Source organism: Novosphingobium sp. FG137 (assembly GCF_057809735.1).
Map to the genome: position 1 here is coordinate 76,771 of NZ_JBMDKN010000004.1, position 24,240 is coordinate 101,010.

The following is a 24,240-nucleotide window of genomic DNA, read 5'->3' on the forward strand; positions in this document are numbered from 1 at the left end:
CATTTCAAGCAAAGCGAATGGACGCAGTACCAAGGCCATCGATCCGGGTTTCGAACAGATCTCCGGCTACCGCGGGTGCCAGTGGGACGAGTGAGCCGGATAGAATGATTTCGCCCGACCGTAGCGGAACGCCATAAGCGCCCAGCGTGTTGGCGAGCCATGCGACCGCAGTGAGGGGGGAACCCTGTACGGCTGAACCCAGCCCTTCGGAAATCAGTTCGCCATTTTTGTAGACCTGACACCGTAAGCCGGGCAGATCGAGCGTTCTGGGGTCGACGCGATCTTCGCCCAGAACAAAGATTCCACATGATGCATTGTCGGCCACGGTATCGATGATTTGGATGTTCCAGTTCTCGATCCGGCTGTCGACGATCTCAAAGCATGCACACACGGCTTCAGTTGCGGCCAAAACGTCTGCGTCGGACACGCCAGGCCCGATGAGGTCGTCCTTGAGGATGAAGGCAATCTCGGCTTCAGCACGTGGGGCTATCAGATTGCCAGCGATCGGGTAGGGTACCCTCCCGTCTACCTGCATTCGATCAGTCAGGAAGCCAAAGTCAGGCCTGTCCACACCAAGCATATCCTGAACTGCTTTCGAGGTAACGCCAATTTTCTTTCCGACGACTGTTTCCCCTTCGGCCTCGCGTCGGGCCAGTATCCCGAGTGAGATTGCATAGGCATCGTCGATAGTCAGGGCCGCACGTTCGCGAAGCGGGGGTACGGCATGTGAGCCGCGTAACGCTCGGAAAAGCTCGTCCGCAAATTTGGCTCTGACTGATTCCTGGCTCATGCAGCCCTCCAATGCAGCGCCAAAACATGGCGCAGTGTCAACATAATGCTGCTGGTGTGATCAATCCAGTTGCACCGCCACTCGCGCAAGGCGATCAGGATGCTCGACCTGCAAACGTTAGGTCCGCGCCGGCTCCGCGAGTGTTGCGGCAAAATGACCGCCGATCATCGCGGCTACCTTGCGGCTCGCCTCTTCTACCCTCTGTGGCGGCACAATTGCCGCAACGAAACGGTCGGGACGAACAAGCACCACTGACCCGTCGGCGTCCTGGTTGGCGAACCAATCGTGCAGGGCGTCTTGCAAGTCACCGACCAGAATGGTCCCCGGCAGAATGGTGCCGCGGAAACTTTTCATCTGTGTGGGTGGCACCAGCGCGATGAACCGAGCGCCGATATCGGACCAATATGAGCGTACTTCTGGCGACATATGGACTTGCGGATCTGTGCCCCAAGACAGGATTGCGAACCGCATGCCAATAACATCGTCCAGCTTTTCTACCTTGTCATCGCGCGTGACGACGTCAGGCTGCGGGAATAGCCGCCCAGTCGCCCGACCAGCCGGCTTGCCAGCGGCGGTCGTAAGCACGATCCCGCTGGTGAAACGCGGCATCGGTTTGAAGCGCATCTGTACGATATACTGTTTGACAGCCGGTATCGCAGACAGCGCCAGCGCAATCCGGTCGCGCAGCCAGGCCACCAACTTGTTCGTCGGGGCGAAAATACGCCCTGCGGTGACCGAAAGGTCGATCATCGCCTTGGCGTGTTCGCGTCGCTCTGCTTCGTAGCTGTCAAGGATATCTGGCGAAGCCTCACCACGCACCACCATGCTTAGCTTCCAAGCCAGATTGGTCGCGTCGCGTATGCCGCTGTTATACCCCTGGCCTTGCCAGACAGGCATCAAATGCGCGGCGTCACCAGCAATCAACGTTCTCCCGACTCTCAATTTTTGCGCAAGACGAGCATGATGCGCATAGACCCGGCTTCGCAAAATGTTTGCCTTTTCAGGATGAGGCAACACTCGGGCCAATAGTTTCTGTACACCCGCCGGTGAGCACAATTCCTCCTCCGACTCGTCGCCGAAAACCATGAACTCGAGCCGACGCATACCGTGAGGCAGCGCGATCGATACGTATGGTCGTGACGGGACGCAATGCAGGTAGGAGTCAGGCAGTCCAATAGGATCGTCTGTAATATCGATCACCACCCACCGGGTCGTATCGGTAATGCCATCGAATGCGATGTCCAGCCCCTTGCGGACGTTGCTGCGCCCGCCATCGCAGCCGATCAACCAATTTGCCCTTATGGAACGGCTGCCATCTGCAAGCTTAACGGTAATATCTACATGATCCGAAGACTGTACAAATGAAGTGAGCTCGGTGCCAAACACGGTCGTTACCGTCTCGAAACGCCGGAGCCCTTCGAAAAGAATTTCGTCCACCATCGGCTGGATGAACGAACTGCGACGCGGCCAACCGAACTCGCGAGTTTTTGGATCAATGAGTGCGAAAGTCTTCCCATCCATCGTCATGAAGCGCATTTTTTGGCCAGGCGTGGTATTTTCCGCGATAGAATCGCCCAAGCCGATCGATTGAAAACTGCGCAAACATTCATCGTCCATACCGACGCCACGCGGATAATCGATCAGCTGATCGCGCTGCTCGATAACCAAAGTACGGACCCCCATGGCGCCCAGATAGTTGGCGATCGTCAGGCCCACTGGCCCGGCACCGACGATCGCAACATCGACGTTCTCAGGAAGCGAGATTTGCCCAGGTGTCATCGATCAGTTGCTTTTCATTCAAGAGGAAGATTTCAGAGTGACCAGTCGGACCAAAGCATCCCAGAACCAAGCATATTGGCACGGGTAGCCATTTCGTCGCATTATAGGCTGGAACAGGGAGGCATCCCGCGCCCAGTCATGCAAGCCCGAGCAAAAAGTCGAGGTGAAGCTTGTTGAACTTTTCCGGATCTTCAAACTGCGGCCAATGCCCGCACCCGTTCATCACCTCGTAGCGAGAATCGGGCAGGAGATCGGCGATGCGCTTGCCCTCTTCGGGCGTGGCCGTCGGATCATGCGAAGTCCAAAGTACGAGCGTAGGCGCGGCGATCCGTCCGGTGTCTTCGTCTGAAAACATATTGCGCCGACGGATATCCATTTCCTGCATGCACAGGACCTTTTCCATGACTTCGACGAAACCTGGCTGGGAGTAAATTGCACGGCGGGTTTCGACGAGATCGTCATTGACCTTGGAGGTGTCGTGCATCAGGAATTCAAGCCGGCTCCGGATCCTGGCTGGATTGGGATCTCGGACGGCTTCCATGGAAAGCCGCTTGATCCGTTCCATCACTTCGGCATGGGCCGTCCAGCCGCCAGAGGTGTTCAAGACCAGCCGGTCGATTTTGTCGGGATGGTTGAGCGCCACCCAGGCAGCAACCCATCCGCCCAGCGATTCACCCGAGATATGCGCGGTGTTGCGACCCAAGGCTTTCATCACTGCCAGCACATGCGCACCGTAATCAGCGACTTCATAATTGCACGCTGGCTTGTCGCTCCAGCCATGGCCAATCAAATCGATCGCCACGGTCCAGAAATGTTCGCCATGTGCTGCGAAGTTCCGGCTATATGCCTCGGCATGCCCGCCGGTCCCGTGCAATAGCAGCAGCAGCGGCTTGTCGGACGATCCTGATGAAATGAACCGGGTTTTGATACCATCAGCGTCAAGAAAACCTTGCGAAAAAGGCACTTTAAGCAGGTCGGACCAGACCGATTGATAGAATTCCGACATATAAATTTACTCCGATCCGGACTGTTAGAGACGAAACGATGTCAAAGCGCTTTGGGAACTGCGCTGAGAATCCCCATCCCCGTGATCCATTCATCAATGATTTCGCAGTAGATTTCCTGTGCAGTATAGCCAGTACCGAGCGCCCCGAGTGCTGCGACCCAAGTCCGCGTTTCATGACCTCCACGACCGCCCACGGAACTGATGTCGTCCTGCGAGCAATCGTCCAAGACTGTTAGGTCCTCGGCTAGGAACGCATCCATCAGCTTACGATCCCACTCTGCGTTCGGTGGCAACAAGCGTGATTTGCCTAATGCCATGGCATTTCCCTCAGCCAAGGCGCGGCTCTGTCGTGCAAAGCGCTGAGTGTGGTCCAATGCCAATCCGGAAATCAGCCGCTGGCGTACTTCGATTGTTGCGTTGGACAGCTCAGCCATGGGCGGGTCGTGTGACAGGCCGCCGGAACCAATGATGAGAATGCGCTCCGGTGCCTTCCGTGCCCAGTCCCCGACTGCGCGGCCAAGTGCTCGGGCCCTTGCAAATGTCGGAAGCGGAGGCGCGGCACAATTGACAAAGATCGGGATTATGCGCCCCAAAGGATGCAATTCCGAGAGCTGTTCGAGTGGTTGGACAGCTCCATGATCGATCTGCATATCGTGCGAAATCGCGATGTCGACGCCAGAATCCAGTACTGATCGTGCCAAATCGCTGGCGCGATCTCCCGCGATGCACAGTTTGCCTGCTGCGGTCCCATAGTCACCGATCGAGTTGCCCTCGATGCCGATGCAGAAGGAAGGCAAGAGTCCATAGAAAAAGCCGTTGATATGGTCCGGATAGAAAATGATAGTAAGATCAGGTTCTTGGTCTGCCACGAATTTGGCGGCCGACGCCAGCGCAGCGTCGAACCGCGCTTCAATTTCGAAATCTGGACGGGTACGATCTTTTAGTGGGCTATGTGACAGGCACACCGAACCGACTATCATGCATCTCTCCCGCCCTGTTACCCTGCTTGCCCTCGATCACGGGAATGCAGCTGGTTCGCGTCCTGTTGAGTGCTGAAAAGCTTGACGGTATGCAACGCCGTTTGCTTCAATGTTCGTATGGTGAACGCAAAAGGTGGATTTTGATGCCGGTCGATCATAAGCCCTACAAGGATATCAAGTCGCTCGAACGCGGGTTGAAGATCATCGAGGCTCTGAGCGAACTCGGTTGGTCCAAGGTTGGACCGCTCAGCATTGCGGCCCAGATCGATCGGTCATCGACCTATCGGCTCGTCAACACGCTCATTCAATTGGGATATGTGACGCGCAGGAATGAAGACGGATCTGTCGCGCTCGCGCCGAAATTTGCCTATCTTGCCGACGCCTTGAAAGATGACGATATCGTTACCCAATTCGCGTGGCCGCCACTGTTCGAACTGAGCAAGGACATTCTGTGGCCGAGCGACTTTGCAACGCTGGAAAGCGGGAAGCTTCTCATCCGCCTGACGACGCACAGGATTAGTCCGATGTCGATCCACAGGGGCATGGCGGGCAAAGAGAGATTCCTGGTGCGATCGGCGCTTGGTCAGGCGATATTGTCCGCCATGTCCGCTACCGAACTGGAGGCGTCTCTGACAATCATACAGCAGCTCGGCGGGATCAACGCCGAAGATGTACGCGATCACGACGCTGTCAGGCGGCTCGCTGAACGGGTCCGGGAACAGGGATATGCAAGCTCCACGGGTCTAACTGAGAGCAAGATCAGCGCAATCGCGCTACCCGTCGCGGCGCCAGACGGCCGTGCTGTGGGTGCGGTCAACATTGTCTTTTTTCGGAGTGTCATGACGACCGCCCAAGCCGCCGACCGTTATCTTGAAAAACTTCAAGCATGCGTTCAGCAGATCGAGCAGTCTCTCATGAGCTTCGCAGAAAGAGACGCTTTCTCCCGAGGGCTTTGACCTTTTCATTCCAGATACGCTTGGCGCAAACCTCTACCGAGCGGTCAAACCGCCATCGACGACGATCGCCTGGCCAGTTATGAAGGAGGCTTGGTCCGACGCCAAAAAGGCAATTACGGCAGCAATCTCCTCTGGCTGGCCCCATCGGCCCATTGGTACACGCAGCTTGTCCTTTATCAACGCGTCGCTCTCTGCCTGATCAACCGCGAACCCGGACGTCATCGGTGTCGCAATATAACCAGGGCAGACGACATTAACCCGGATGCAATCCTTGGCGTATTTTAGAGCTGCATCCTTGGTGGCTCCGACGACGCCATGTTTGGATGGGCCATACCCTGTGGGGCCGATCGAACCCGTGACACCGGCTATCGACGCGATATTGATAATTGCTCCGCCGCCAGCTTTTTGTAGCAGCGGCAAACCAGCTCGCATTGCGCGCCAGGTTCCCAAAAGGAACATTTCGACGTTACGCTCAAAATCGTCATATTTGTCGGATGAGGTTTTCCCCGCAGAGTTGATGATGATGTCAAGGCTGCCGAAGCGATCAGCCGTTCCATCGATACTTGTCCGAACGGAATTGTCGTCCAAGACATTGACGTGACTGAACGCCGCAGTTCCTCCGCTTGCGCGAATGAGGCCCAGCACTGCACCGGCCTTCTCTTCATCTACATCTGCTATAACGACTTTAGCACCGCTGGCAGCGATCAAGAGGGCGGCGGCGCGGCCGATGCCGCTTGAACCGCCAGATATCCAGCAGACCTTGCCATTGAGACTGGCATATCTGACCGTTTCCAACATCTTAGTTCTCCTACTTAGGATTTTAAATTTCTTGTGGTGGCCATGTGCCGGAGGGAAGGAGGCAAACGATACGCCTCGCATCACCCAAATGCCGCACGAATCCCATCCCATCGCGGACCAGCGCCACGGTTGCGTGATGCGAATGAATGCCCGGCGGTGTGGGGAAGTGCAACGCTTGCAAGATCCTCAGCGTGACGATCCTTACGATTGTTCGCACAGAGAACGTTCCAGACATTATCATTGCGGCAATGTGAGTGGCGTTTATCGATAGGGAAGAGCCGGGTGATCATCAGCCTGCGGTATTCGCTGGCCAGGCGGGCATGGCGAAAAGACCGGATCAATCCGGTGCCAAGGCTCGATTGCTATTTATGGATAGGATGTCTCAATGAACGACGACCAAGTCAAAGCTGCAGTTTCAGCCTGGGGTTCTGCGTTTGAGAATGCCATGGCCGCTGGCGACCGGGCGCAGCTGGAAGTCTTGTTCGGCGATCCTTCCTACTTTCGGGATAATGGTGCCCTGACATGGGACTACCGTCAGTTTCACGGGCGCGAATCTGTTGTGACCACGTTGCTCGGTCTGGCCAACGAGCTCAATCCGCATAATTTCCACCTCTCCGCAAAGTGGCCGGAACCCCGGGTTATGGGAGAGGGCGACGCTGCGATCATCGAGGGGTTTCTCGATTTCGAGACAAGGCACGGCAAATGCGTGCTGGTGATCAATGCTTTGGCTAGCAGCAGCGAAGAGAATTCCGCAATCGTCGCGCGTGCGATCTTCACGCGCCTGGAGTGGTTGAATACCATTGCGGCGCCCGATCCTCATCCACGCGGACGGGGCTATACGCCAAGCGTGCCGGGGCAAACCTGGAAAGAGCACCGGGCCGCAGCGCAAAGTTATGAGGTCAGTGATCCTGACGTTATCGTTGTCGGTGCGGGGCAGGCCGGGCTTGTGACCGCGGCCTATCTCCGGCGCTTTGGCGTCGATGTGCTGAACATCGATCGCTATGATCGCGTCGGAGACAGCTGGGGCCGCCGCTATGACAGCCTTGCGCTCCACAATCCTATTGAGATGAACGGTTTTCCGTTTCTTCCGTTCCCCCCCCATTATCCTGAATATCTCTCGAAGGATTTGATGTGCGAGTGGCTCGATATCTACGCGCGCTACATGGATCTGAATGTCTGGACCGCCACCGAGTTCAGTCATGCAACGTATGACGAAGCGAATAATCGCTGGACGGCCATAGTGCGCCGCCGCGATGGCACCGAGCGCGCGTTGCATCCGCGGCACATCGTGATGGCCACCGGCGGCATTGGGGGGAAGCCTGCAATTCCTGACCTGCCAGGTCTTGGATCCTTTGCAGGCAAGGTTATGCACTCGTCGCAATTCACCGAAGGTGCGGACTATGGCGTCAAGCGCGCAATTATCGTCGGAGTCGCCACGAGCGCCCACGATATCGCCCGCAATCTGGTGGAAAATGGCGTCGAGGTCACGATGCTGCAGCGCAGCCCCGTCGTTGTCACCAATGTCGAGACTGCCAACCTTGCTTATGCCGGCTACATTGATCCGTCGCAGACGACCGAACTTGTCGATATCCGTTACGGCATTGGGCTGATCAATCCGTTGCGAGAGAAGGCGAGCCAAGCCTATCACAAGATGGCGAAGGAAATGGACCGGGATCTGCTGGACCGGCTTGAAGCCGCAGGGCTGCAACTCGGAGACGGGGTGAATGGCCAGGGATTCCTTGATCTCTTCCTGCGCACGGGTGGCGGCTATTATCTCAATACCGGAACGTCCGAATTTATCGCTGACGGCAGAATCAAGATTCAGCCTTACAGTCAGGTCGCAGAGTTCGTGCCCACCGGAGTCAAGCTTGACGACGGCTCAATTATTGAAGCCGACATCATTGTTCTTGCGACCGGCTATCAAAGCCGCAAGGCCGAGGTCGTCGATGCTTTCGGCGAAGATGTGGCCGAACGTGTGGGAGAGATTGCGCGGCTCGACAGCGAGGGCGAGTGGGCAAATGTTTGGAGCCAAACGCGACAGCGCGGCCTGTGGTTCAACGGTGGCGGGATCAATCAGATGCGGCCAGGATCTGAACGCCTGGCATTGCTCATAAAGGCCGATCTGGATGGCCTGATTCCCGATGAATGTCGGCGGGGCGCGAGCATCCCCGCAGCGCAGCCGATAGACGCTGTGACGGTTTGATCGTGAAGATCCCCGCGATCACAATGCGTTGGTTCCATGCAGGCAATGGTGGGGCGGCAAGTCATGATTGGTGCAAAACATCGACTGGTGCCGAAAATTTGGCGGATGGAGAATTCAAATGACCTCTCAGGATATCGTCGCGCCGGAAACACAGGCCGCAGTCGTAGAACTCGACGGTTGCCCGATAACTTTTACTGATCCTGAGGTGCGACGTTGCCCGTTTCCCGCCTATCATAAGCTCCGCGATGAGCAGCCCGTGTACAAGGATCCGGTTAGCGGCAATTTCATCCTGACCAGTTATCGCGACGTCCGCAAGACGGCGATGGATACCAAGGTGATGTCCTGCAAGACGGGCGTCGTCCAGACGCGCAAATCGGAGATCGCCGACCAGATAAACGCAATGTTCGAGGAAAATGGGTTTTTGCCCATGGACACCCTCGTCACCAACGATCCACCGGATCACAAAATCTATCGCTCGCTGGTCGACAAGGCTTTCTCGCGCGGGAAGGTTGAAGGGTTGGAGCCTCAGATTGAAAATGCGGTTGCGGAGTTGATCGACAGCTTTATCGATAAAGACGAGATCGAATTTTTTGATGCATTCGCCATGCGTCTTCCGATCATCGTCTTCACCGAGATTCTCGGGGTGACAGACAGAGATGTCTACAAGTTCAAGCGGTGGAGCGACATGTCGCTCGAGACTTCGAATCCTGCTCTTTCGCCGGAACGAGAGATAGTGCTCGTCGAAGCGGTCATCGAACTTCAGCAGTATCTCGCGAAAAATGTTGAGCGCGTGCGAGCTGCTCCAGATGACAGCTTGCTGAGCACCTTGGTTCATGCCGAAATCGACGGCCGCACTTTGAATATGCGCGAGTTGATCAGCATCCTGTGGCTGCTGTTCATTGCAGGCGGTGAAACCACTGCGAGCGCGATTGCAGCCGGAATGGAATTCCTTATTGAACGCCCGGAACTCGTCGACCAGATTCGTACCGATCCAAACAAGATGGACGCTTTCATCGAAGAAGTTTTGCGGATCAAGGCGCCGGCTACGACGATGTTCCGACGTGCGACTGCCGATACCGAGATCGGCGGTGTCTTCATTCCGGAAAACGCGATCATCGAAACGCGGTTTGGCGCTGCCAATCTTGATCCAGATGTTTTTCCAAACCCCGAAACAGTGGATCTTGAGCGTCAGAATTCCAAAGCGCATTTAACGTTCGGCAGCGGTATCCACATGTGCATCGGCAACCAGTTGGCACGTGGTGAATTGCGGGCATCCTTCCGCCAATTGGTGGAACGTCTGCACAACTTCCGCGCAGCGCGTGGCGAGCAGAGCTACGCTTACACCACCACCTATGTGGCATACGGTCTGACAGAGCTTTGGATGAATTTTGATCGGCGTTGACGCGGCGCTGAGATGGTCAATTTGAAACGTCGGCCCAGTTTGTTTGTGTGCCGTCGAATAAGATGAACGAATGGAGAGACGGCATGACCGATGGAAAATATCTTGGCGGCATTCTGAACATGACAGGGGCTGCCCCCGGTGAGGGCTTCCAATATGAGGGGCCCACCATGCCGACTTACCCGATCTACATGGTCATGTTTCTGAGCACCCATGACGCGATTGAGCGGTTGATCCTTCAGCCACCCCTCAAGGCAGATCGCTCACAGCCACCCATCGTAAAAATGTGGTACTTCGTGAACCCGCAAAACCGGGCCATCGACGGACAGGTGACGCCGTACGTAGGCGTCCAGTTCGCTGCGCCTTGTGTTCATGGCGACCGGGTGGGTCAGTCAGGCTGGGAATATGTCGACGCTGTTCGTGGCGACAAGACTGAAATGGACATCATGGGGCCGTGGTCCGTCTATTTTGGGATGCTCAAGAAGACAGGGAATATCAACTTTGTCCCGGTGACGCCCGATGAATTTGAGATTACTGTTGATCGGCGCGGTACGCGGCTGGTCACCATGGGCATTCGTATCGGCGCTGAACTGACTGGCGCAGAGCTGGAAGCTGTCCGCGCTCAGGCAGTCTGGCCCGAGTGCATGACGGTTCGTGCCATCCCAAGCCCGGATTATTCGGGTTATACGCAGCACGCTGTTTGCGCGACCTCGACGGCTGAGGGCAACAACATTGACCGGGCATGGTTGGCGACCAATGCCTCGGTCAAATTCGGCCATCTCGACATGGACCCTTTGGACGAGCTTCCCGTTCTGGAAATCGTGGGAGCCTACGCAGGGGTCAACACCACTGAAAAGATCGTGTTCACGGAAATGCGCGTGATCGATGATCTTCTGGCATCAGGCATCTAGCTCGGATCTGCGTCAAGCGCGGTCGGTTCGCATCAATGGCTGTGTCAGTGTTTTGCAAACCAGCACAAGCGAGTTGCAATCGACCGCGCCTACAAGGGACCGGGAACCTCACATCGACTGATGACCGCACCTTGAACAGTGACGGAACTCCCCCGACCCGAACTGGAGAGGCAAATGGCCTTTACGCACGTAGATAGACCTTTGACGGTCGGTGGGCTGACGCTGAAAAATCGCATATTCCGCTCTGGTCATGCAACCGGTCTGGGACTGGGCGGTCCCAGTGATGATTTTATTGCCTATCATGCTGCACGTGCGCGGGGCGGGGTCGCACTCTCGATACTTGAAATCTTGTCTGTGCATGACAGTAGTCCGGGGTTCATGCCGACATACAATGCGCCAGGAATGGCCGATGGATATCGGCGTCTGGTCGATGCTGTCGCTCCGCATGGTATGGCTCTGTTCCAGCAGCTCTGGCACGGAGGCCATAACTCCGTAATGTATGACGGTCGCGCCACTTGGTCGGCCTCAGATATTCCGAGCCCATATTGGGGCGGCGCTCCGCCTATACCTATGACCAAATCCATGATTGATGAGGTGGTGGCTGGCTTTGCCAAGGGCGCAAGGATGCTGGAGCAGTGCGGCATGCAAGGTGCTGAGGTTCACGCGGGCCACAATTACCTTGCGCAACAATTTCTCCAGCCCGCCACCAATCGGCGGGAAGATGACTATGGCGGCAGCCTTGAGAATCGTGCCCGTTTCCTGATCGAAGTTTTGACGGCAATCCGTGCCGAAACATCTTCGGCGTTCGTGCTTGGCGTTCGGATGGGGGATTCCAAGACCAACGAAGAGTCGGATGCGGAGGAGGTGGGAGAGGTTATCGCCATGCTCCAAAGCCGTGGCCTGATCGATTTCCTGGATGCCTCGCATGCGGGCTATTACGCGATGGGGAAATGCATCGCCGGTATGGACCGGGTGGTGGGTTACCAGTTGGATGAGAACGCGCCAATCCGTCATGCAGCCACTGTTCCTGTGATGGCGATCGGGCGGTTCCGCACACTTGAAGAGGCGGATCAGGTCATCCGGGCCGGGGAGGCCGATATGATTGGCATGACCCGCGCAACCATAGCCGACCCCGACATCGTTAATAAATCCCTCGCTGGTCGTGCAGAGGAAGTGCGCCCTTGCATTGGATGCTTGCAGGATTGCCTTGGCAAACTGATGACGGCCCATCGGATAGGCTGCGTCGTCAATCCGGCAGTGAGCTTCGAAAGTGAACTCGCCGAAGATGTGCTGTCTCCGGCTGCTACGCGCCGTCGCATTGTCGTGGTGGGTGGAGGGCCTTCGGGTATGGAGGCGGCCCGCGTTGCCGCGCTACGCGGGCACGATGTTGTGCTGTTCGAAGCTGAGCCAAAACTGGGCGGCGCGCTGAAAGTAGCCGCCCGTGCGCCTGCACGTGATGGAATTGCGGACCTCGTCTATTGGATGGAGTCAGAGATTTATCGCTTGGGCGTCGATGTCCGCCTCAGTTCTTATGTCGATGAGGCAGATATCGCTGCGGAACAGCCGGATGCGGTTATCATCGCTGCCGGGTCGATTGCGCGGTTGGATGGTGTCTTGGCTCCATTTCCCGGATCGCCGATCCAGGGCATGGGTCACCGAAGCGTGACATCTTCTGTCGACATCATGAGCGCGCCTCCGCCGCCTGTTGGCACCGAAGTGGTCGTGGTCGATGACATAGGGCATTACGAAGCCATCGCTGTCTCTGAATGGCTGATATCGCACGGCTGCAATGTCACGATGTTGACCCGCCACGTAGCTTTTGCTCCCTATCTCGAAAACACATTCCAGAATGACGCACATCTGGGCCGTCTTACCAAAACGGGCCATTTCCGGTTCGTCGCACGCACCAGGACGCTGGAGATCAGCGATATGGGCGTTTCGACCATCCCCACTTTTCAAGACGTCGGCGGTAACGGTGGAGAAGTGTTTCAAGCTGATCGCGTCGTCATCATAACCGCGAACGCTTCCAACCGTGCGCTGGCACCGCTGCTTCAGGATATGGGTATAGAGGCGCAACTGTCGGGAGATGCGCTTTCTCCCCGCTTCCTGGGGGCAGCGATACGAGATGGCCGGAAGATTGCCGCGACCATTTGATTGATGAAGCGTCCGCCAATTTTGCCACCGGTTTCAGGAAGCTGGAGCAGAGGGCGTGATCTCAGGATTAGTTAGAATGATACAAGTGTGGGATTTAGAGGTCGACTTTTTGGTGGCTGGCACAGGGGCGGCAGGTTTGAGCTCCGCTATCGCGGCCGCTGATTCAGGCGCTAACGTTCTGATTGTCGAGAGTACGGACAAATGGGGCGGGACAACCTTTTTGTCTGGTGGCGGTTGCTGGCTACCGGATAATCCAGTGATGCAGCGTGAGCATGCAGGGGACTCCAAGGAACGAGCCTTGGAGTACATGCATGCGGTTATCGACGACGTAGGGCCAGCTTCCTCTGAGGCGCGGAAGCTCGCGTTTCTTGACGGTGTCAGTGACGTCGTTCTGACGCTAGAAAAATATGGCATGAAATGGATACGTAGCGCAGGCTACCCTGACTATTTCTCGCACAAAGCAGGCGGGAGGCGGGGGCGCGCGTTGGAGGTGAAGGCCTTCAACGTTAATAAGCTTGACGATTGGTTCAAGCACACTCGATCTGACGAAATTATACCCTTGCCGCTCAATACCGACGATTTCGCCGAGCTGGCTCGCGGCATTTTCAACCGGCGCGGCTTTGCTCGCATGGTCCGTGTTGGCTGGCGCACGGCTAGCGGTGTTCTAACCGGAAGAAAATTGCGCGGAATGGGGGTGGCACTGTCAAGCGCTCTGATGAACATCGTGCGCACAAAAGAGGTGCCCGTCTGGCTATCGTCGCCGCTTGCGAAGTTAATTGTCGAGAATGGCTCTGTCGTTGGTGTAATTGTCACGAAGGATGGAAAGAATATCCGCGTACGAACCAACAAGGGCGTATTCCTCGGCACTGGCGGCTTCGGGCGAAACGCCGAATGGCGCAAAAAATATCATGGGCATCCGGGTTGGTCGGCTACTGCACCTGGAGATACCGGGACCGGGATCCAGATTGGCATCGAAGCCGGAGCCGATACGGCTATGATGGATATGGTATGGGGAGCGCCAGTAATCCCAACTTTGGGCGACGACAGTCGCGGCACCTTGCTCATTTGGGAGCGATCGATGCCGCACAGCCTGATGGTGGATTTGCACGGCAATCGCTTCATCAATGAAGCGCTGCCTTATGTGGAATTTATTCAGGGTGTGCTGGACCACAACCGTGAAGTCCCAAGCATACCATGCTGGATTGTGAGCGATCATCGGCATACGAAAAAATATCTGAATTTGGCTTCCACCGTGGGCATCGGCAAGCTCAAGAAGGCCGGAACGATCGTTGAAGCTCCGACATTGCCTGAACTTTCCCGGATGATCGGCGTTCCTGAGGCCAATCTGGCTGCAACGGTAGAACGCTTCAATCAGTTTGCCCAGGCAGGCGTCGACAAGGATTTTGGTCGCGGCGAAAACGAGTATGAAAATTACTATGGTGATCCCTCTTATCCCAATCCCAATTTGGGTGAGGTTTCCGTCGGTCCGTTCCGTGCAATGAAGATGATGCCTGGCGACATTGGAACCAAGGGAGGGCTTCTGACCGATGAATTCGCCCGCGTGTTGGACAAACAAGGACACCCGATCAGAGGTCTCTATGCGGGCGGCAACGCGACCGCTTCGGTCATGGGGCAAACTTACCCCGGACCTGGCAGCACTATTGGCCCGGCGATGGTCTTTGGCTTTATTGCAGCGAGGCATGCCCTGCGACGAAACGCACGGCCGGAGACAACATATTGACAGTGGCAATGTCGCGCGACCGTGCGCGATAATGTTTCACATCAGAAAGAGGACGACGGAAAAATGACGGGCCGGCTTAACAACAAAGTGGCGATCGTAACCGGCGCAGCTGATGGCATGGGGAATGCGATTGCGCGCTTGTTCCTGAAAGAGGGCGCATCGGTCGTCGCGACAGACATTGACGGTGCGAAGTTGAATGCCGCGATGGGCAGCGATGCTCAGGTCCGGACAGTGGCCATCGATATCACCGCAGCGGATGCTCCAACGAAGATTGTTGAGACCGCGGTGGAAGCGTTCGGCGGAATCGACATCCTGGTCAATGCCGCCGGTATCTTCCAGATGGTCGACGTCACCGACATCCAGCTGGACATGTGGGACCGGACCATGGCGGTCAACGTGACTGCACCGATGCGCCTAACGCTTGCGGCCATTCCGGCGTTGAAGCGATCTGGCCAAGGCCGCATCATCAACATCGCATCGATCAACTCGAAACTCGCGCGTCGCGGTGCGTCCATCTACACCACCAGCAAACATGCCATTGCCGGGTTCACGATCAGCCTTGCGGTAGAGCTCGGTGAATTCGGGATCACCGCGAACTGGATCAATCCAGGTACAATCCTGACGGGCATAACCCGCCCCTATATGGAGGATCCCGTCTGGGCGCACTATATGGAGAACCAGAACGTCCTTGGGCGCATCGGGCAACCCGAAGAAATTGCACATGCAGCGCTTTATCTCGCGGACTCGATGGCGGGTTTCACGACCGGGCATGGCCTCACGGTTGACGGCGGGTACACCGCCCGCTTTGATGATGCTGGACTTGTAGGGAATGCAGGCGCAGCCGCCGAGGATTGAAGCAGACTAACCAGACAGCCACCGGCCAAGTGCTTTGGCAGGTGGCATTTTTCCATTGTTTCGGCGTGTCGCAGCAGATGTGAACGAGCGTACTAGCCAGAGAGATGGGGATGATGCGCACACGCCAATCGTGCCTCAATCGGTAGGATACAATAGATGAAGACGATTGGTTATGCTGCGCAGTCCGCGACAAGCGGCCTGGCCCCCTGGGAATTCGAGCGCCGGGAATTGCGCGACAAAGACGTTTCCGTCGAAATCCTCTATTGTGGTGTCTGCCATTCAGACCTTCACGCAACCCGTGACGACTGGAAGGAGTGGGCTCCAACCGACTATCCGTGCGTGCCGGGACACGAGATCATCGGACGCGTGGCCAACCTGGGGGCCAACGCAGGCCGATATGCTGTTGGCGACCTGGTCGCGGTTGGTACCCTTGTCGACAGTTGCGGGCATTGCGATCAGTGCCATCGCGGCGAACAGCAGATGTGCCGCAGTTATCCGACCACCACTTATGGCGGTCGTGACCGAGCCGATGGCACGACAACCTATGGTGGATATTCGAATCACATCGTTGTGCATGAGGACTTCGTGCTGCGCGTTCCAAAAGGACTCGACGCAGCCCGTGCTGGTCCGCTGCTTTGCGCAGGCATCACCGTATATTCGCCGCTCCGCACATGGAATGTCGGGCCGGGCAGCCGCGTCGGCGTAATCGGGATTGGCGGACTGGGGCACATCGCTGTTCGTCTCGCCGCAGCGATGGGGGCGACCGTAACCGTCATCAGTCGAACCCAGAGCAAGGCTGCGGAAGCGGAATCGCTGGGTGCCAACAAGGTGCTTGTGTCGACAGACCAGCAAGCAATGGAGGCGGCCGCATCTTCGTTCGATGTCATCATCGACACCATCCCGGTGAAGCACGACATCTCGGCGTATGCATGGTTGCTCGATGTCGAAGGCGCCCTGGTGATTGTTGGCAATCTCGGGGCCATGGAGGGCTTTGACACGCTGCCACTTATAACGGGCAGGCGGGTGATCACGGGGTCTCCATCCGGCGGCATTGCCCAAACGCAGGAGATGCTCGATTTCTGCGCGCGGATGGATATCTTACCGGAGACCGAGACGATTGCCGTTGACCAGATCAACGTTGCGTTCGAGCGGATGGAGCGAGGCGATGTGCGGTATCGCTTCGTCATCGACATGGCATCGCTGAAACCTACGTGAGCTACGCGCTTTCGGGCATACGGTGAGAGGACTTTTGGCTCACCATCGTCCGCTTTCGATGATTTATCCACCTGCGCCGATATTTCATACATGCAACCAAGCTTAGTTCTTCGTAATTATTAAAGGCGTACGTCGACAACATGCTCTCTGATTGTTGATGGCATTGTTGTCTCGACAAAAATTGGATGTTCTGCTTCCAATCAGGTTCTAAAAAGTGAACTTGTGACGACCGCCGTCAACAGCGATCCATTCGCCGGTTATGTAGCCGGCGTGCTGCGAACATAGAAATGCGACCAGTGATCCGATCTCGTTTGGGCGACCGAGCCGGTTCATGGGGACTTCACCCAAACCTTCGATCCATTCATCGGCCTTCTCGGCCGCGATGCCAAGTTCATTGCGCAAATAACTCTCAAGTGTCGGAGTGGCAAACCAAGCAGGGGCAGCGGTGTTAACTGTAATCCCGTAAGGCGCGACTTCATTGGCGATTGTGCGCAAGAAGGCCGCGGTTGAGGGTCGAGCGGTGTTGTGAGTGATATGAGGCACTCGAAAATCGGCTTCCTTGCCAACTACCGAGCCGATGTGGCAAATTCGTCCCTACCGTTTACGCTTCATCTCCGGCAGCACCGCGCGCATCAGATAGATTTGTGCCATTGTAAATGTTTGAAATGCCTGTGCAAAGTCATCGTTGCTTGAGTCATCAAAGTTGCCAAGGTGCATGTCGTTTGTTTGGCTGACAACGATCTCGGCTGAAACACCATCAAAGGCTTCGCGTAGCTCCGCAACGGCACGCTTCACAGATTCGTCGTTGGTCAGGTCCGCCGAGATTCCGACGGCCGTTCCGCCGGCATCGCGTATTTCCGATACTGCTTGGTCGATCGCGTCTTGGCTTTGGGCGACAACACCGACCCGGCATCCTGCTTCCGCAAGAAAACGACCTGCCGACTTGCCCATGCCCTTGCTCCCGCCGGCGACAAAAGCAACCTTGTTTTTGATCCCCAGGTCCATGACATAACTCCCAGCATTATCGTTTTGGAAATGGAACGCTCATCAGGGCTGGCCCCAATCCAGCAACCTTTGAAAAGGCGCGGTGAGTGGAGACAGGCCGTGACCCTGCGCCGAGCCTACTTGTCCCCTTGTCGTGGATCACTTGGCAAAAGCGCGGATGTGAACCCCCAACGCATCCCGAGGCAATCTTTAGGATCGGTGACAACCATCGTGCTCGATCGGTATTCGAATCCGATGCCTTCAGCGATCAGATGTGATGCTGCTTTTTCGAGATCCGCGACATGAAATGTAATGGCGTGATAAACATCCTCCTGAGTTTGACCTCCGAGGTTCGCCGGTGCTGGCTGCCACTCTCGATGCAGAGAACTTTCCGGATCCGAAACCTCAGCATACTCAAGCACAGAGCCCGCGATTAAAACGAAGGTGCTGCTCGTTTTCAACCATGCATCGCTTCCGTGATGAATGATTTCGCCGCCCAGCACATCAACAGCGCAGCGAAGCGACCGTTCGAGGTTTTTAGTCAATATCGTGTGGTGCGAACAGCGCGCGAGGCCGAGCGGATCGTCGCTCTGGACCTCTGGATGCGTCCAATCCGCACGGAAGGGCGGATAAGCTTCCTTGGCATTATGCTCACGAATCTCCGGGGTCATTTGCGCTAGCTCCATCCCGAGCCCCGCGTCTCGCGGATCGAGCCAGATGAGGATCAGCTCAGGCACGATCGGGCTGGTTCCGTTTGGAACAGTGTCGGCCGTGAGCTCACGCCCTAATTGATCGACGACCCGAAGCCCATGCCGACGAGCCCTTGTGTAAACTGCGTTGGCGTCTCTAAGGTGCCAGCCGATCTCGGACAGGCGATCCAATGGCACTACAGCCTGTTCTACGCCGGGCAGTTTGTAGAGATCAGGCTGGATCACATCCATCTGACAGTCGGAAAGCCACATGTAGTACGAATAGTCGCTCGGATACTCGTCGCTCGCGCCCATGCCCTTCATCAACTCGGCTTGGAACAGCCCCCGCTTGCGGAAGACCCGCTCCATCCATCGCGCCATCCTGTTACGATCCGACGTCAGAAACGTGGGATGGAACATGAACTCTATTGAATCGCTATGAGCACTTTTCTCAAGCGCGTCATCGCAACTTGCCGAATTGATCTCGAGATCGTCCATGCATCTCCTCTAAGCCACTATTTGCGTCAGCCTTCAGGGTACGATGCCTTTGCGCAAGGCCGAACGCTCATTTGTTCGCATTGTGAAACCGGTGCGATCAGACGACACGGCCTTCGACCGGAATGTTCAAATTCGACTTTTGGCGATTTTGCGCCGATCATGTTTTCTGCAGGACGCTCTAGCAGTGCCATGTAGTAAATTCGTCGACACTGGCGCGGTCGCTTACGAGCGTGTTTTCGATTGCTGAGTGATCAGCATATCCGAGCGCCATTCCGGACAACAGGATCAGGCTGTCGGGGATCGCGAGTTCGCGATGGACCACCGCACCAAAGTCACACCAAGCTTGCTGCGGGCAGGTCTCAAGGCCATAGGAACGCGCGATCAACATAACGTTCTGCATGAACATGCCGCAATCGAGCCAGGCGCCTATTGTCATGTCCCGCTCCATGGCGAAGAACAGGCCAACCGGAGCACCGAAGAACTCGAAATTGCGCAGCATCGCAGACTTCCGGGCCGCCATATCGTGGCGATCGATTCCGTAGAGCGCATATAAATCATAGCCCACTTTGCGGCGGCGTGAGAGATAGGGTTCCTTCAGCCGCTCCGGCAGATAGTGATATTCTAGGCTGGTCTCGTCGGCTTCCGCCTTAGCCAGGACCGCGCGCGATAGTCGTTCTTGCGCCGCCTCACTTACGACATGCACGAACCATGGCTGAATATTGGTGCCCGATGCGGCACGCGATGCGGCCTGCAGGATAGCGCGGACGGTTTGCTCAGGCACAGGAGTCGGCAAGAAGCGGCGTACCGATCTCCGTCCTGTGACGGCCTCGATCGCTGAGAGTTCGGGCGATGTGTTCAACGCACGCCCTCCAGTTCCCGGACTCGCTGTTGCTTAAGGACGAACCGCTGGATTTTGCCACTCGGCGTCTTGGGTAGAACCTCGGCGAAGTGCACAACGCGTGGATAAGCGTGAGCGGCATAGCGGGTCTTCACCCACGACTGGATGTCGTGCTCAAGCTCGGGTGAGGGAGAATGCCCATCGCGCAGCACGACATAGGCCTCGATCACCTCGCCGCGGACCTCGTCAGGGATGGCAATCACCGCCGACTCCGCCACCGCCGGGTGGGTCGCCATCGCCGATTCCACCTCGAAGGGACCGATCCGGTAGCCGGCCATGATGATCACATCGTCGTCGCGCGCCGAGAAGGTAAAATAGCCATCGTCGTCGACCATCCCGGTATCGCCGGTCAGATACCAGCGACCGCCGCCGGCGAACTTCTCAGCGGTTTTGCCGACGGCGCCGTCATAGCCCTGGAACCAGGCAAGTGGGCTTTCCGCGAGCTCGATGGCAACCCGGCCAAGCTCGTTCGGTCCCGCCTCCTGGTCACGTTCGCCATGGAGAATGACAGCTTTCCAGCCCGGCATCGCCTGCCCCATCGAACCCGGCTTGACCGGGCGGCGTAACGCCTCGTGATGGTGGTTGTTTATCAGCATGCCGGCTTCGGTCTGGCCGTAATGATCAAAGACCGTCACGCCGAGCGCCTGTTCGGTCCAGTCGTTCACTTCAGGAGTCAGTGGTTCCCCAGCGCTCGACGCACGTTGAATGTGCAGCGGGGCAGCCGGTGCCAGTTCCGAACTGCGCAATGCCCGATAGACGGTCGGCGCCGCGGCGAAATTGGTCACCGCCTCGCCTGACAGCACGGACATCGTCGTCGCCGGCGAGAAGCCGCCTTCGAATAGGATGCTGGGTGTGCCGGTGCTGAAAGTCGCTATGATACCGAAGTAAAGACCATAGGCCCAGCCCGGGTCGGCAGCGCACCAGAAAACGTCGTCTGGTTTTAGCCCGTGGCCGAACTCGGCATATGCGTGGAAAGCGGCGAGGGCGCGGATGGGAACAACTACGCCCTTGGGGCTTCCGGTCGTGCCGGACGTATAGATGTGAATAAAGGGCGCATCGCCGCCCATCACGGCCGCTGCCATGCCTGGCTCAGCTTGCTTCATCAGCGCGTCGAACGACAAAGCTCGTTCGTCAGCCGTTCCGGTCGTGATCACGCGCCATGGGGGATTGGCAGGGATGTCGTCGTGGGGCGCGAGCTTGCCCCGCTGCGCAGCATCGCAGACCACGGCCCTGGCGCGGCTTCCCAAGAGACGCAGCGCGATCGCCGGGGGCGCGAAAGCAGTGAACAGCGGCACATGCACTGCACCGAGGCGCCAGATGCCCATCAGCGTAATGAGATACCGCCGACTCTTGCCCATCAACGTCGCCACCCGGTCGCCGGGGCCTACGCCAAGCGCGCTCAGGACAGCGGCAAACTTTTCCGACTCTTGCTGCAGGTTGCCGTAGCTTAGATCCTGCCGCGCAAGATCAGGAGCAATGATCCGGTACGCACGCCCGGCCGGATCATGCTGGTCGCACAGCAACGCTGCCACGCACGCATCTTCCGCGCCATAAAGTGCAAGCAGTTCTTCGACACGCTGCGATGGCGGCACGGATTCGTCAGCCGTGTGCATTTCAATCTCCATCTCGCAAAGTCTCGATGCGCGGCGCGCCTATCGTTCGATAATTGGCAGAATCAACCTGCTCGGGTGGAGAGAGCCGTGGTGGACGCTGTTCACTGCAACAACCATGTCCTTCTCCGCCTCGCGGGCGATAAACCCTCCGGTGTTGCTGTTGCGATCATAGCGCGGGAAATTGCTACATGAGATATCGACGCGGATGCGATGTCCGGCAAGGAAGACGTTGGAAGTGACGGCCATGTCGATCTCAACCTCGTAGATGTGCCCCGGATCTATCAGTTTTGGCGCTGAGAGGCTCTCGCGGTATCGCATCCGGATGATGCCATCGCACAAATTGATGGCCCGGCCGCTAGGGAACACGTCTACCAGCTTTGCCGTGAAATCGGTGTCGACGGCTGAAGATGAGACAAACAGCTTCATCCTGACGAAGCCGGTGACCTCCACATCCTGCTCGAGCACAGGCGTGGCGAAGCAGAGGATATCGTCGCGACTATCCACCCGCCGCTGATCCACCGGACCGATGAAGCCGAAGCCGTCGGGCAGGTGTGCACCGCCGGTGGTCGGCACGGGCCGTGCAGGGTCATAGAGCAAGGTGTCGTGGCGATCGTCGACGGAGGCTTCCCGTTTCAATGTCCCCGCGCCGTCTGATGTGTTCGCAGGCCCGGTCCCGCCGATGTGGTATTCCACATAGCGGGTGTCGGGCAGGGGCCATTCCTGCTCGTCGCGCCATTGATCGATTCCCATCACGAATATCCGCACGCGCGCATCATTGGCGTTTGCTGAGACATCTCCTCGAAGCCAACGATCGAAATGGCGGACATGCTGACCGGTAAGGTCGGCCACCGCGGCATCAGCACCAGCGCCAAAGTCTCGATCTGGATAGCGACCCGTGGAATTGATATGGTCCCACGGGCCGATCAGCAGTCGCGCGCCCTCCCGCGCCTCTTCAGTTCCGGCACCTGCGCGGAACTTCACGTAATCCTTGACGCTGCTGTTGACGAATAGATCGTACCAGCCGGCGATGCACAACGCTGGTGCGGTCATCTGCGGGATTGCAGGCCTGAAGTCCTGCTTCTGCCAGAACGCATCGTAGTCAGGATGAGCGAAAATCTCGTCGAGCCACCTACCTGGCTTTAGTACGGGATTCTCCGCCACCGGCGTAAAATTGTGGGCCGCGAGGCCTGCGCTGAATGACTCGGCCATCGCGACCAATTCCGCCAGTTCGCCGCGGCCGGCCGCTAACTCCCGCTGCGTATCGGACATATACATCATGGTATGCCACCAGTTTACAACGCTGAGTGACAGCGCTCCGCCCGGCGAATACCAAAGCCCTTCATACCACTCCATCGCGGCAACCGTGGGGGCGATCGCCCTCAGAGCTACCGGTGCCTGGCTCGAGGCAGCCCACTGCGTCATGCCGAGATATGAAACACCGTAAGTTCCCACCGTACCATCCGACCATGGCTGACACGCAATCCATTCAATCGTCTCGCGGCCATCCGCCGGCTCATTCACCTTCGGCGTGAATGCGCCATCAGACTGAAACGTGCCCCGAACATCCTGAATGACGACTGCGTATCCCGCGCGTACGAAAGCAAGCAAGGAAGGAGCTAGACGCCCGTCGCCGCTCACCCACGCCGAAATATCTTTGCCATAAGGAAGACGCACGAGGAGCGTAGGCGCCTGGCCTTCGGCAGGTCGCCAGATGTTGGCACACAGGCTAACTCCGGCAGTCATTGTGACGAGACAGTCCGGCTCATAGATGTACTGCATATCTGCCCTAACGAACATTGGCCACGAAGGCAGCGCAGTTACGCGTCCGAGTGGCTCTTCTCGAAAAATTCTCGCTCCCCACGCTTGGGGACGTAAAAGTCAGTCGATGGATCAGAAGCACAAAGTGCTGCAGCCCCAATTAGAAAAAAATGAAGCATTGGCTTCAAACCATTGAAAAACCACCATCCACCGGCATCGATATACCAGTTACAAGAGAGGCAGCATCGGACAAAAGCCAGACAGCTGCTTCCGCAAGTTCTACAGGCATCCCGACGCGGCCGATTGGCTGCATTGAGTTGGTCCACTCGATCAGCTCTGGGTTTTCGGCAAACGACGCCTCCATCATTTGCGTACGCACCACACCAGGTAAGACCGCATTGACGCGGATATTTTTCCGGGCATAGTCCAGCGCAGCGGTCTTCGTTAGACCGATCACAGCGTGTTTCGCCGCGACATAATCCGCCGCCGCTTCAACAGCCAGGATGCCGGCCATGGACGATGTGTTCACGATCGATCCGCCGCCGCCCACGAGCATTGCCTGCAACTCATACTTCATGCACAGGAACGTGCCCACCACGTTTACTGTCATACTGCGTATGAAGGCCGATACCGGTAATTCCGCGAAGTGGACAGTTTCGACGCCGGGTTGATGGGAATAAGCAGGGATGGCGGCGTTGTTGAATGCACCGTCAAGGCGACCATAAGTGCCCACGGCGGCTTCGACCATCGCTTGAACCTGGGCTTCATCGGCTATGTTTGTCTCGACGAACTGTGCCTTACCACCCTGCGCAATCACCTGATCGCGCACAGCCTCTCCTGCTGACCGATTTAGATCGGCGATGGTTACGTTTGCGCCCTTGGAAGCTGCCAACAGCACCGTGGCGGCTCCGATCCCGGAACCTCCACCTGTCACGATGATTGATTTGTTCTGCATGACTCGTGGTCCTTCCGGTGATAAAGGATACGGGCTGAATTCATCAAGGGGCGCAAAT

At 57.1% G+C, this 24,240-nt stretch carries 18 protein-coding genes and 1 pseudogene; 8 read left to right on the forward strand and 11 right to left on the reverse strand.

The window, feature by feature from the left end:
- Window positions 1-4 precede the first annotated feature (4 nt).
- The 4 genes from ACODS2_RS12380 to ACODS2_RS12395 form a co-directional block, all read right to left on the reverse strand.
- The gene (locus ACODS2_RS12380) at window positions 5-790 is read right to left on the reverse strand and encodes a fumarylacetoacetate hydrolase family protein (RefSeq protein ID WP_488999090.1); all 786 of its coding nucleotides are present in this window, start codon (window positions 788-790) and stop codon (window positions 5-7) included.
- A 117-nt stretch (window positions 791-907) separates the two neighbouring features.
- On the reverse strand, window positions 908-2,569 hold the full coding sequence (locus ACODS2_RS12385) for a bifunctional 3-(3-hydroxy-phenyl)propionate/3-hydroxycinnamic acid hydroxylase (protein ID WP_488999091.1): 1,662 nt from the start codon (window positions 2,567-2,569) through the stop codon (window positions 908-910).
- 136 nt (window positions 2,570-2,705) lie between these two features.
- Complete coding sequence (locus tag ACODS2_RS12390) at window positions 2,706-3,575, reverse strand: alpha/beta fold hydrolase (RefSeq protein WP_488999092.1); 870 nt, start codon at window positions 3,573-3,575, stop codon at window positions 2,706-2,708.
- Window positions 3,576-3,616: 41 nt separating this feature from the next.
- Window positions 3,617-4,555: a 3-carboxyethylcatechol 2,3-dioxygenase gene (locus ACODS2_RS12395; RefSeq protein ID WP_488999093.1), complete on the reverse strand. Its 939-nt coding sequence runs from the start codon at window positions 4,553-4,555 to the stop codon at window positions 3,617-3,619.
- Between the two features lie 44 nt (window positions 4,556-4,599).
- On the opposite strand from ACODS2_RS12395, the gene ACODS2_RS12400 reads away from it, so the two are divergent.
- Window positions 4,600-5,511 (forward strand): IclR family transcriptional regulator domain-containing protein, encoded by a 912-nt coding sequence (locus ACODS2_RS12400; RefSeq protein ID WP_488999094.1) that lies wholly within the window; start codon window positions 4,600-4,602, stop codon window positions 5,509-5,511.
- Between the two features lie 33 nt (window positions 5,512-5,544).
- Here ACODS2_RS12400 and ACODS2_RS12405 read toward each other — a convergent pair whose 3' ends face one another.
- The gene (locus tag ACODS2_RS12405) at window positions 5,545-6,309 is read right to left on the reverse strand and encodes an SDR family NAD(P)-dependent oxidoreductase (protein WP_488999095.1); all 765 of its coding nucleotides are present in this window, start codon (window positions 6,307-6,309) and stop codon (window positions 5,545-5,547) included.
- Between the two features lie 385 nt (window positions 6,310-6,694).
- Between ACODS2_RS12405 and ACODS2_RS12410 the strand changes: the two genes are divergently transcribed.
- From ACODS2_RS12410 to ACODS2_RS12440, 7 genes are all read left to right on the forward strand, one after another.
- Entirely contained in the window at window positions 6,695-8,512 is a 1,818-nt protein-coding gene (locus ACODS2_RS12410; RefSeq protein WP_488999096.1) for a flavin-containing monooxygenase, read from the forward strand.
- A gap of 118 nt (window positions 8,513-8,630) precedes the next feature.
- The gene (locus ACODS2_RS12415) at window positions 8,631-9,914 is read left to right on the forward strand and encodes a cytochrome P450 (protein ID WP_488999097.1); all 1,284 of its coding nucleotides are present in this window, start codon (window positions 8,631-8,633) and stop codon (window positions 9,912-9,914) included.
- Window positions 9,915-9,997: 83 nt separating this feature from the next.
- Window positions 9,998-10,822, forward strand: coding sequence for an acetoacetate decarboxylase family protein (locus ACODS2_RS12420; RefSeq protein ID WP_488999098.1), 825 nt, complete (start codon window positions 9,998-10,000; stop codon window positions 10,820-10,822).
- A gap of 174 nt (window positions 10,823-10,996) precedes the next feature.
- The gene (locus ACODS2_RS12425) at window positions 10,997-12,976 is read left to right on the forward strand and encodes an oxidoreductase (RefSeq protein WP_488999099.1); all 1,980 of its coding nucleotides are present in this window, start codon (window positions 10,997-10,999) and stop codon (window positions 12,974-12,976) included.
- A 76-nt stretch (window positions 12,977-13,052) separates the two neighbouring features.
- On the forward strand, window positions 13,053-14,717 hold the full coding sequence (locus ACODS2_RS12430; RefSeq protein ID WP_488999100.1) for an FAD-binding protein: 1,665 nt from the start codon (window positions 13,053-13,055) through the stop codon (window positions 14,715-14,717).
- Window positions 14,718-14,738: 21 nt separating this feature from the next.
- Window positions 14,739-15,572, forward strand: coding sequence for an SDR family NAD(P)-dependent oxidoreductase (locus ACODS2_RS12435; protein WP_488999101.1), 834 nt, complete (start codon window positions 14,739-14,741; stop codon window positions 15,570-15,572).
- 156 nt (window positions 15,573-15,728) lie between these two features.
- Complete coding sequence (locus ACODS2_RS12440; protein WP_488999102.1) at window positions 15,729-16,787, forward strand: NAD(P)-dependent alcohol dehydrogenase; 1,059 nt, start codon at window positions 15,729-15,731, stop codon at window positions 16,785-16,787.
- 207 nt (window positions 16,788-16,994) lie between these two features.
- Here ACODS2_RS12440 and ACODS2_RS12445 read toward each other — a convergent pair.
- From ACODS2_RS12445 to ACODS2_RS12470, 6 genes and pseudogenes are all read right to left on the reverse strand, one after another.
- Window positions 16,995-17,792: pseudogene (locus ACODS2_RS12445) on the reverse strand (SDR family oxidoreductase).
- Window positions 17,793-17,908: 116 nt separating this feature from the next.
- Window positions 17,909-18,958, reverse strand: a complete 1,050-nt coding sequence (locus ACODS2_RS12450; RefSeq protein ID WP_488999103.1) for a VOC family protein — start codon at window positions 18,956-18,958, stop codon at window positions 17,909-17,911.
- Between the two features lie 178 nt (window positions 18,959-19,136).
- Window positions 19,137-19,817 (reverse strand): nitroreductase, encoded by a 681-nt coding sequence (locus tag ACODS2_RS12455; RefSeq protein ID WP_488999104.1) that lies wholly within the window; start codon window positions 19,815-19,817, stop codon window positions 19,137-19,139.
- The gene (locus tag ACODS2_RS12460; protein WP_488999105.1) at window positions 19,814-21,469 is read right to left on the reverse strand and encodes an AMP-binding protein; all 1,656 of its coding nucleotides are present in this window, start codon (window positions 21,467-21,469) and stop codon (window positions 19,814-19,816) included. Before ACODS2_RS12460 ends, ACODS2_RS12455 begins: the two co-directional genes overlap by 4 nt.
- Window positions 21,470-21,508: 39 nt before the next feature.
- Window positions 21,509-23,248, reverse strand: coding sequence for a CocE/NonD family hydrolase (locus ACODS2_RS12465; protein WP_488999106.1), 1,740 nt, complete (start codon window positions 23,246-23,248; stop codon window positions 21,509-21,511).
- Window positions 23,249-23,411: 163 nt separating this feature from the next.
- The gene (locus tag ACODS2_RS12470; protein WP_488999107.1) at window positions 23,412-24,182 is read right to left on the reverse strand and encodes an SDR family NAD(P)-dependent oxidoreductase; all 771 of its coding nucleotides are present in this window, start codon (window positions 24,180-24,182) and stop codon (window positions 23,412-23,414) included.
- Between the last annotated feature and the right edge of the window lie 58 nt (window positions 24,183-24,240).

Bases quoted from the DNA above. Each gene is read 5' to 3' on its own strand.
- ACODS2_RS12405 (WP_488999095.1), bottom strand. From the start codon at position 6,309: ATGTTGGAAACGGTCAGATATGCCAGTCTCAATGGCAAGGTCTGCTGG.
- ACODS2_RS12395 (WP_488999093.1), bottom strand. From the start codon at position 4,555: ATGATAGTCGGTTCGGTGTGCCTGTCACATAGCCCACTAAAAGATCGT.
- ACODS2_RS12400 (WP_488999094.1), top strand. From the start codon at position 4,600: ATGCAGCTGGTTCGCGTCCTGTTGAGTGCTGAAAAGCTTGACGGTATG.
- ACODS2_RS12425 (WP_488999099.1), top strand. From the start codon at position 10,997: ATGGCCTTTACGCACGTAGATAGACCTTTGACGGTCGGTGGGCTGACG.
- ACODS2_RS12410 (WP_488999096.1), top strand. From the start codon at position 6,695: ATGAACGACGACCAAGTCAAAGCTGCAGTTTCAGCCTGGGGTTCTGCG.
- ACODS2_RS12450 (WP_488999103.1), bottom strand. From the start codon at position 18,958: ATGGACGATCTCGAGATCAATTCGGCAAGTTGCGATGACGCGCTTGAG.
- ACODS2_RS12390 (WP_488999092.1), bottom strand. From the start codon at position 3,575: ATGTCGGAATTCTATCAATCGGTCTGGTCCGACCTGCTTAAAGTGCCT.
- ACODS2_RS12385 (WP_488999091.1), bottom strand. From the start codon at position 2,569: ATGACACCTGGGCAAATCTCGCTTCCTGAGAACGTCGATGTTGCGATC.
- ACODS2_RS12460 (WP_488999105.1), bottom strand. From the start codon at position 21,469: ATGCACACGGCTGACGAATCCGTGCCGCCATCGCAGCGTGTCGAAGAA.
- ACODS2_RS12420 (WP_488999098.1), top strand. From the start codon at position 9,998: ATGACCGATGGAAAATATCTTGGCGGCATTCTGAACATGACAGGGGCT.
- ACODS2_RS12380 (WP_488999090.1), bottom strand. From the start codon at position 790: ATGAGCCAGGAATCAGTCAGAGCCAAATTTGCGGACGAGCTTTTCCGA.
- ACODS2_RS12470 (WP_488999107.1), bottom strand. From the start codon at position 24,182: ATGCAGAACAAATCAATCATCGTGACAGGTGGAGGTTCCGGGATCGGA.
- ACODS2_RS12415 (WP_488999097.1), top strand. From the start codon at position 8,631: ATGACCTCTCAGGATATCGTCGCGCCGGAAACACAGGCCGCAGTCGTA.
- ACODS2_RS12440 (WP_488999102.1), top strand. From the start codon at position 15,729: ATGAAGACGATTGGTTATGCTGCGCAGTCCGCGACAAGCGGCCTGGCC.
- ACODS2_RS12465 (WP_488999106.1), bottom strand. From the start codon at position 23,248: ATGCAGTACATCTATGAGCCGGACTGTCTCGTCACAATGACTGCCGGA.
- ACODS2_RS12430 (WP_488999100.1), top strand. From the start codon at position 13,053: ATGATACAAGTGTGGGATTTAGAGGTCGACTTTTTGGTGGCTGGCACA.